The organism is Pantoea sp. ARC270 (genome assembly GCF_003236725.1).
In the GTDB taxonomy this organism is placed as follows: domain Bacteria; phylum Pseudomonadota; class Gammaproteobacteria; order Enterobacterales; family Enterobacteriaceae; genus Pantoea; species Pantoea anthophila.
In genome coordinates, this window is record NZ_PUGA01000002.1 from 124721 (window position 1) to 132574 (window position 7854).

Consider the following 7854-nt stretch of genomic DNA (forward strand, 5'->3'; position numbering starts at 1 on the left):
CATGGACGACGCGGGTCGGGTGTGTCAGAGAGGGCGGTTTTTGCCTGGCCGTGTTTCCTGCGCTGGCTGGATCTCACAGCTGGCCTTGCGGCATCCAGGCGGTTATCGACGGCGACGCAGCAGGGCAATTACCGCAGCCAGCAGCGTCAGTGACCACACCGGCCAGACGCCCGCTTTCGCGTAGGGCGTTTCCCCCTGGGTCGGGGTGACTTTGCTGGTCAGGACATCGCGGGTGAACTGCGGCAGAATTGACGCCACATCGCCTTTCGCATCCACTACGGCCGTGACGCCATTGTTAGTGCTGCGCAACAGCGGACGACCCAGTTCCAGCGCCCGCATCCGCGCCATCTGGAAATGCTGCCACGGGCCGATCGAGTGACCAAACCAGGCATCATTAGAAACGGTCAGCAGGAAGTTCGTATCGGGATGGAAGTTGGCCCGCACCTGTTCACCCAGCACGATCTCATAACAGATCGCCGTGGTAAGGTGATATTCCGCCACGCTGAGCTGCGGCTGGAGATAGTTGCCCCGGCTGAACGCGGACATCGGTAAATCGAAGAACGGAGCCAGCGGACGCAGCAGATCGGCCAGCGGCACAAATTCACCAAACGGCACCAGATGATTTTTCTGGTAGCGGTTGCCACTGAAGTAGTTGTACGGCGCTTTGCCGCCCAGCACGATGACCGTGTTGTAGTCGTGATAGCGGTTCTGCTCCAGCCGGGAGTCAACAATTCCGGTGACCAGCGAACTGCCGCGCTGACGCAGCTCATCATCCAGCGAACGCAGGAAGGGCTGCTGGTTGCTTTCCAGATCGGTTATCGCTGACTCCGGCCAGATAATGATCGGCGCTTTGCCCATCAGCGGCTGACTGAGACCGGTGTAAATGCGCAGCGTGTTAAGCAGCTGCTGCGGGTCCCACTTCATGGATTGCGGAATGTTGCCCTGAACCAGCGCCACCTCGACGGTGCGTTCGGGCATCGGCTCAACCCACTGGAGGTAGCGCAATGGCCACGGCAGCGCCAGCAGCAGCAGCGCGGCGATCAGACTTCTGACATTGCGCTGCTGCAGGGCATAAGCCAGCAGCCCGGCGATAACCATGAGCAGGAAGGTCAGGGTTTCAACGCCCGCCAGCGGTGCCAGACCCTTCAGCGGTCCGTCGATCTGGCTGTAACCAAACTGCAGCCACGGAAAGCCGGTCAGCACCCAGCCGCGCAGAAACTCGGTGATCTGCCACAGCGCCGGGGCGGCCAGCGCCAGTCGCCACAGCGAAGTGCGGGGCCACAGGCGGTTCAGCACACCGGCAAACAGGGCCGGATAGAGCGCCAGATAGGCGGCGAGCAGCGCCACAATAAACACGTTCACCGGGCCGGGCATACCGCCAAAGGTGGCGATGCTGACGTAAACCCAGTTGACGCCGCTGCCAAACAGGCCCAGCCCCCAGACAAAGCCGATGGCGCTGGCCTGCGGAGTGGAACGGTTAAGGGTCAGCAGCTGTAAACCGCACAGTGACAGCAGTGCGGCGGGCCAGAAATCGTAGGGGGAGAAGGCGAGGGTGCCAGACGCACCCGTAATTAAAGCCAGCAGCAGGCGAACCCGCTGACGCGGGTAAAGTGAGGCGAAAGCCATAGACTTATTCGTCTTCCAGTTGAGGTTGTGGCGCGTTTTCCGGAATAGTCACATGAACCTGGATGATGCGTCGGCTGTCCGCCATCGCCACCTTGAACTGGTAACCTTCAATCTCGATGCTTTCACCGCGCGCAGGCAGATGGCCGAAGCCCTGCATCACCAGGCCCCCGATGGTGTCGACTTCATCATCACTGAACTGCGTGCCAAACACCTCATTGAAATCTTCAATGGCGGTCAGCGCGCGCACCGTGAAGGTGTGGCGGTTGAGCTGACGGATATCACGATCTTCTTCGTCGTCATACTCATCTTCAATCTCACCGACGATCAGTTCCAGGATATCTTCAATGGTCACCAGGCCGGAGACGCCGCCAAACTCATCAATCACGATCGCCATGTGGTAACGCTGGGAGCGAAACTCTTTCAGCATCCGATCCACACGCTTACTTTCCGGCACCACCACCGCAGGACGCAGCACTTTTTCAATGCTGAAAGGTTCAGATTCGCTGCTCATAAACGGCAGTAAATCTTTCGCCATCAGGATACCTTCCACATGATCTTTATCTTCGCTGATCACCGGGAAGCGGGAGTGCGCGGAGTCGATGATGACATCCAGACACTCTTCAAGGCTCTGATTCCGTTTCAGGGTGATCATCTGCGAGCGCGGGATCATGATGTCACGCACGCGCTGCTCCGCAATATCCAGTACCCCTTCGAGCATGTCGCGGGTGTCCTGGTCAATCAGCTCTTTGTTGTTCGAGTCGCGGATCAGCTCCAGTAGCTCATCACGGTTTTTGGGTTCGCCGTGAAAAAGCTGGTTGATCAACAGGGAGAAAAATCCCTTTTTACTACTGGGTGCATCGCTGTTTTGAGAATGGTCGTCGCTCATGGCGGTTTTTAAAGATCTCTCTGGTGAGGAATGGGGGCTGTCAGCCACATGCACTGACAGCCGGATAGCCTGAATGCGGGATTCAGGCGTCTTCTTTCTCCGAAATGTACGGATCAGGATACCCAAGAGCAAGCATTATCTCGGTCTCCAGCCCTTCCATTTCATCGGCTTCGTCGTCATCAATATGGTCATATCCCAGCAGATGCAGCGTGCCGTGCACGACCATGTGGGCCCAATGCGCCTCCACGCTTTTACCCTGTTCAGCCGCTTCCTGCTCAACCACCTGACGGCAGATGATCAGATCGCCCAGCAGCGGCAGCTCAATACCCGGCGGGGCTTCAAACGGGAAGGAGAGCACGTTAGTCGGCTTGTCTTTACCGCGATAGGTCAGGTTAAGCTCATGACTTTCGGCTTCATCAACCAGACGGACGGTGACTTCGCTGTCGGGCTGAAAAGGGGCAACCGCCGCCGAGAGCCAGCGATGAAACTGGCTTTCATCCGGCAACCCTGCGCTGTTTTCACAGGCGACCTGCAGGTCGAGAATCACCTCGCTCATTTGCTCTCCTGGGTTGCGCTCTGCGCCGCCAGTGCTTCACGTTTGCGCTCTTCAGCCTGCTGGTCACGCCGGGTCTGATCGGCCGCTTCCCAGGCTTCATAGGCGGTGACAATGCGGGCCACGACAGGATGGCGAACCACATCCTCGCTGTGGAAGAAGTTGAAGCTAATCTCCTCCACATCAGAGAGCACCTCAATGGCGTGACGCAGGCCGGACTTAACGTGGCGCGGCAGGTCAATCTGGGTCACATCGCCGGTAATGACCGCTTTGGAGTTAAAGCCGATACGCGTCAGGAACATCTTCATCTGTTCGATGGTGGTGTTCTGGCTCTCATCAAGAATGATAAACGCATCGTTCAGGGTACGACCACGCATGTAGGCCAGCGGGGCTACTTCAATGACGTTGCGCTCCATCAGCTTTTCAACCCGCTCGAAACCGAGCATTTCAAACAGCGCGTCGTAGAGCGGGCGCAGATAGGGGTCGACTTTCTGGCTCAGATCGCCGGGCAGGAAGCCCAGTTTTTCACCCGCTTCTACCGCCGGGCGGGTCAGCATGATGCGACGGATCTCCTGACGCTCCAGCGCGTCCACCGCGGCGGCCACGGCCAGATAGGTTTTACCGGTACCGGCCGGGCCGATACCAAAGGTGATATCGTGGTCGAGGACATTTGCGATGTACTGCGCCTGGTTCGGCGTGCGCGGTTTGATAACGCCACGTTTGGTCTTGATGTTGACCGCTTTACCATACTCCGGCACGCTGTCGGCGGTTTGTTCCAGCACCCGGCTCTCTTTGATGGCGAGATGAATCTGGTCCGGCTCGATATCCGGAATGTCGCCGCGCACGGGCGCCGTATCCACATAGAGCGTTTTCAGGATATCGGCGGCGGCATTGACGCACAGCGGGCGTCCAACCAGTTTAAAGACGTTGTCGCGACGATTGATCTCAATACCCAGTCGGCGCTCAAGCTGTTTCACATTGTCATCGAACGGCCCGCACAGGCTCATCAGACGACGGTTATCAGCCGGTTCAAGGGCGATTTCACGAGTTTCGATATTCAAACGAATCCTTTGGGTCACTCAGGGCCAGTTATGGGGTGTGTCTGACGCACCGTTGAGCTTAACCGGATGCACCATAACGAAATTATTTATGCCGTAACGCCTGGGCGCAAGCTTAAGGAGAGATATTTGGGCAACAGCTTCAGAAAGCAAGTGTCGCAATGTGAAACTGGCGGCAGCGCGAGGCGCGCTGCCGCACAATAAAGCCGGTATCACGGCTGGAAGAGACCCACGCCGATGTCATTCTCTTTGCGGGTGCGGGCAATCACAGACGCCGGGCTCTGTGCCATGCGCAGGCCCATCTCATCTTCGGTGCGCACCAGCCTGCCGCGCAGGGAGTTGGTGTAGACATCGACAATTTCAACATCCACAAACCGGCCGATCATCTCAGGTGAGCCTTCAAAGTTGACCACGCGGTTATTTTCGGTGCGGCCAGAGACTTCCATGACGTTCTTGCGGGAGATGCCTTCAACCAGAATACGCTGCACGGTGCCCAGCATGCGGCGACTGATCGCCTGCGCCTGCTGGTTGATGCGATCCTGCAGGATCCACAGACGCTGCTTCTTCTCCTCCTCGCTGACATCATCCGGCAGGTCAGCGGCGGGCGTGCCGGGACGGGCTGAGTAGACAAAGCTGAAGCTGACATCGAAATTCACGTCGGCGATGAGCTTCATGGTCTGCTCGAAATCCTGCTGGGTTTCACCCGGGAAACCGATGATGAAGTCAGAGCTGATCTCAATATCGGGACGCGCCGCGCGCAGCTTGCGGATAATCGCTTTATATTCCAGTGCTGTGTGGGCACGTTTCATCAGCGTGAGAATGCGGTCTGCGCCGCTCTGCACCGGCAGATGGAGGAAGCTCACCAGCTCCGGCGTATCACGGTAGACATCGATGATGTCATCCGTGAACTCAATCGGGTGGCTGGTGGTGAAGCGGATGCGGTCAATACCGTCGATGGCGGCGACCAGGCGCAGCAGCTCAGCGAAGGTACAGGTGTCGCCATCAAAGGAAGCACCGCGCCAGGCGTTGACGTTCTGACCCAGCAGGTTCACTTCGCGCACGCCCTGCGCCGCCAGCTGAGCAATCTCCAGCAGAATGTCGTCACACGGACGGCTTACTTCCTCACCACGGGTGTAAGGCACCACGCAGAACGTACAATATTTGTTGCAGCCTTCCATGATGGAGACAAAGGCTGTCGGACCTTCTGCGCGGGGTTCCGGCAGGCGGTCAAACTTTTCGATTTCCGGGAAGCTGATGTCTACCACCGGGCTTTTACTGCCGCGCACGGTGTTGATCATCTCCGGCAGGCGGTGCAGGGTCTGCGGGCCAAATACGATGTCCACACAGGGCGCTCGCTGACGAATATGATCTCCTTCCTGTGACGCCACACAGCCGCCCACGCCAATGATCACATCCGGGTTACGCTCTTTTAGCTTTCTCCAGCGCCCCAGCTGGTGGAAAACCTTCTCCTGCGCTTTTTCGCGGATAGAGCAAGTGTTAAGCAGCAGAACATCCGCTTCTTCAGCGACCTCGGTCAGCGTATAGCCGTGCGTACTGTTCAGCAGATCAGACATCTTCGATGAATCATACTCATTCATCTGACATCCCCAGGTTTTGATATGCAGTTTTTTTGTCATCGCGCTAGCCATTGATTCAGTGCAGTGAAGTGCGGGGCGCGTATTGTAATGCTTTGATGCGGTTGTGACCAGCCTGCGGGCTTTTCTGTCAGCTATCCGGTTTTCCGGTACACTTTGCTGTATTCAGACCCGTGTTGCGCAGGCGGACGGCAATAAGAGAAGGATAGAAGCAATGCAGGATAATCAGTTTGATGTGGTGATTGTCGGGGGAGGCATGGTAGGTGCTGCGCTGGCCTGTGGACTGACGCAGCAGCGTTTCCGCGTGGCGGTCATTGAACGCGCCGAGCCCGCCCCCTTTGATGCCGACAGCGATCCCGATCTGCGCATTTCAGCGATCGGTTCCTCCTCGGTGGCGTTACTGAAGCAGCTCAGCGTCTGGCCGCGTGTGGAAGCGATGCGAAGCGCCCCTTATCGCAGGCTGGAAACCTGGGAGTGGCAGACGGCGCAGGTGAGTTTCGATGCCGCCTCGCTGGGATTGCCGGAGCTGGGCTTCATGGTCGAGAACAGCGTTCTTCAGCGCGCGTTGTGGGAAGAGATGCAGTCGCGGGATGTGACCTGCTACTGCCCGGCCACGCTGGAAAATCTGCAGCCGGAAAACGGCGGCTGGCGCGTCGACCTGAGCGATGGCGTGACGCTGCATACCCGGCTGGTAATCGGCGCCGATGGGGCCAATTCGCAGGTGCGGCAGATGGCCGGCATCGGGATTCATGGCTGGAGCTATGCGCAGTCCTGTTTACTGATCAGCGTGACCTGTGAACATCCGGCAGGCGATGCCACCTGGCAGCACTTCACGCCTCAGGGGCCACGCGCCTTTTTGCCGCTGTATGACAACCGGGCCTCGCTGGTCTGGTATGACGCACCGGCAAGAGTCCGTCAGCTTCAGGCGATGCCGATGGCTCAGCTGGAAAAAGAGATTGCCAGTCACTTCCCGGCGCGGCTGGGACGTTTTAAAGCCCACGCGGCGGGCAGTTTCCCGCTGGTGCGCCGTCACGCTTCGCAGTATGTGCTGCCGGGGCTGGCGCTGGTTGGCGATGCGGCGCACACCATCAATCCGCTGGCCGGGCAGGGCGTCAATCTGGGCTATCGCGATATTGATGCGTTGATTGATGTGCTGGTCAGCGCGCGCGACGCAGCGGAAGAGTGGGCCTCTGAGCGGGTGCTGCAGCGTTATCACCGCAAGCGCCGCCGCGACAACATGCTGATGCAGGGGGGGATGGATCTCTTCTACTTCGCCTTCAGCAATCAGCTGGCTCCGCTGCGGTTTGCACGAAATCTCGGCCTGATCGCCGCCGAACATTCCGGGGTACTGAAGCGGCAGGTGCTGCGCTACGCGCTGGGATTGTAACAGAGAGGCGGTCTGGCTCGCCGCAGTGTGGGTCAGCCGTCAGAAAGGCAGACGACAAAAACAACAAAGCCCGCAAAAGCGGGCCTGTTGTGCAATTTGGCTGGGGTGCAGGGATTCGAACCCCGGAATGCTGGTATCAGAAACCAGTGCCTTACCGCTTGGCGACACCCCAATAATGGTGTTTTTCAAATTGTCTTTGTATGGCTGGGGTGCAGGGATTCGAACCCCGGAATGCTGGTATCAGAAACCAGTGCCTTACCGCTTGGCGACACCCCAATTATATGGTGGCTACGACGGGAATCGAACCTGTGACCCCAGCATTATGAGTGCTGTGCTCTAACCAGCTGAGCTACGTAGCCAAATTGTACTGCATTTTAATGATGGCTGGGATACCTGGATTCGAACCAGGGAATGCCGGTATCAAAAACCGGTGCCTTACCGCTTGGCGATATCCCATTCGTCCGTTCTCAGCATCGAGAATCATCAAAATTGGCTGGGATACCTGGATTCGAACCAGGGAATGCCGGTATCAAAAACCGGTGCCTTACCGCTTGGCGATATCCCATCCACGCTGCCGAATAATGAAATGGTGCGGGAGGCGAGACTTGAACTCGCACACCTTGCGGCGCCAGAACCTAAATCTGGTGCGTCTACCAATTTCGCCACTCCCGCAAAAAAAGATGGTGGCTACGACGGGAATCGAACCTGTGACCCCAGCATTATGAGTGCTGTGCTCTAACCAGCTGAGC

The 7854-nt window shown here is 57.9% G+C and carries 6 protein-coding genes and 6 tRNA genes; 1 reads left to right on the forward strand and 11 read right to left on the reverse strand.

Annotation, left to right across the window (positions count from 1 at the left end):
- Positions 1 to 102: 102 nt before the first annotated feature.
- The 5 genes from lnt to miaB form a co-directional block, all read right to left on the reverse strand.
- Positions 103 to 1626 carry an apolipoprotein N-acyltransferase gene (gene lnt, locus CKF42_RS02140; RefSeq protein ID WP_111207374.1) on the reverse strand — a complete coding sequence of 508 codons (1524 nt, stop codon included), beginning with the start codon at positions 1624 to 1626 and terminating at the stop codon, positions 103 to 105.
- A gap of 4 nt (positions 1627 to 1630) precedes the next feature.
- Positions 1631 to 2512: a CNNM family magnesium/cobalt transport protein CorC gene (gene corC / locus CKF42_RS02145; RefSeq protein WP_009091478.1), complete on the reverse strand. Its 882-nt coding sequence runs from the start codon at positions 2510 to 2512 to the stop codon at positions 1631 to 1633.
- An 82-nt stretch (positions 2513 to 2594) separates the two neighbouring features.
- Entirely contained in the window at positions 2595 to 3068 is a 474-nt protein-coding gene (ybeY, locus tag CKF42_RS02150; RefSeq protein ID WP_058956316.1) for an rRNA maturation RNase YbeY, read from the reverse strand.
- On the reverse strand, positions 3065 to 4126 hold the full coding sequence (locus CKF42_RS02155) for a PhoH family protein (RefSeq protein WP_009091474.1): 1062 nt from the start codon (positions 4124 to 4126) through the stop codon (positions 3065 to 3067). The genes ybeY and CKF42_RS02155 overlap by 4 nt, the downstream gene beginning before the upstream one ends.
- 209 nt (positions 4127 to 4335) lie before the next feature.
- A complete protein-coding gene (gene miaB / locus CKF42_RS02160) occupies positions 4336 to 5760 on the reverse strand; it encodes a tRNA (N6-isopentenyl adenosine(37)-C2)-methylthiotransferase MiaB (protein ID WP_009091472.1) in 1425 nt (474 codons plus the stop codon).
- 172 nt (positions 5761 to 5932) lie between these two features.
- Here miaB and ubiF point away from each other — a divergent pair, with 172 nt between their 5' ends.
- Complete coding sequence (gene ubiF / locus CKF42_RS02165; RefSeq protein ID WP_046101415.1) at positions 5933 to 7105, forward strand: 3-demethoxyubiquinol 3-hydroxylase; 1173 nt, start codon at positions 5933 to 5935, stop codon at positions 7103 to 7105.
- A gap of 97 nt (positions 7106 to 7202) precedes the next feature.
- On the opposite strand, the gene CKF42_RS02170 is transcribed toward ubiF, so the two are convergent.
- The 6 genes from CKF42_RS02170 to CKF42_RS02195 form a co-directional block, all read right to left on the reverse strand.
- A tRNA-Gln gene (locus tag CKF42_RS02170) sits at positions 7203 to 7277 on the reverse strand.
- 29 nt (positions 7278 to 7306) lie between these two features.
- Positions 7307 to 7381: transfer RNA gene (locus CKF42_RS02175), tRNA-Gln, on the reverse strand.
- Positions 7382 to 7387: 6 nt separating this feature from the next.
- A tRNA-Met gene (locus CKF42_RS02180) sits at positions 7388 to 7464 on the reverse strand.
- 22 nt (positions 7465 to 7486) lie between these two features.
- A tRNA-Gln gene (locus tag CKF42_RS02185) sits at positions 7487 to 7561 on the reverse strand.
- Between the two features lie 34 nt (positions 7562 to 7595).
- A tRNA-Gln gene (locus CKF42_RS02190) sits at positions 7596 to 7670 on the reverse strand.
- Between the two features lie 22 nt (positions 7671 to 7692).
- A tRNA-Leu gene (locus CKF42_RS02195) sits at positions 7693 to 7777 on the reverse strand.
- Between the last annotated feature and the right edge of the window lie 77 nt (positions 7778 to 7854).

Coding starts and splice junctions, on each gene's coding strand:
- lnt (WP_111207374.1), bottom strand. CDS start 1,626: ATGGCTTTCGCCTCACTTTACCCGCGTCAGCGGGTTCGCCTGCTGCTG.
- corC (WP_009091478.1), bottom strand. CDS start 2,512: ATGAGCGACGACCATTCTCAAAACAGCGATGCACCCAGTAGTAAAAAG.
- ybeY (WP_058956316.1), bottom strand. CDS start 3,068: ATGAGCGAGGTGATTCTCGACCTGCAGGTCGCCTGTGAAAACAGCGCA.
- miaB (WP_009091472.1), bottom strand. CDS start 5,760: ATGACAAAAAAACTGCATATCAAAACCTGGGGATGTCAGATGAATGAG.
- ubiF (WP_046101415.1), top strand. CDS start 5,933: ATGCAGGATAATCAGTTTGATGTGGTGATTGTCGGGGGAGGCATGGTA.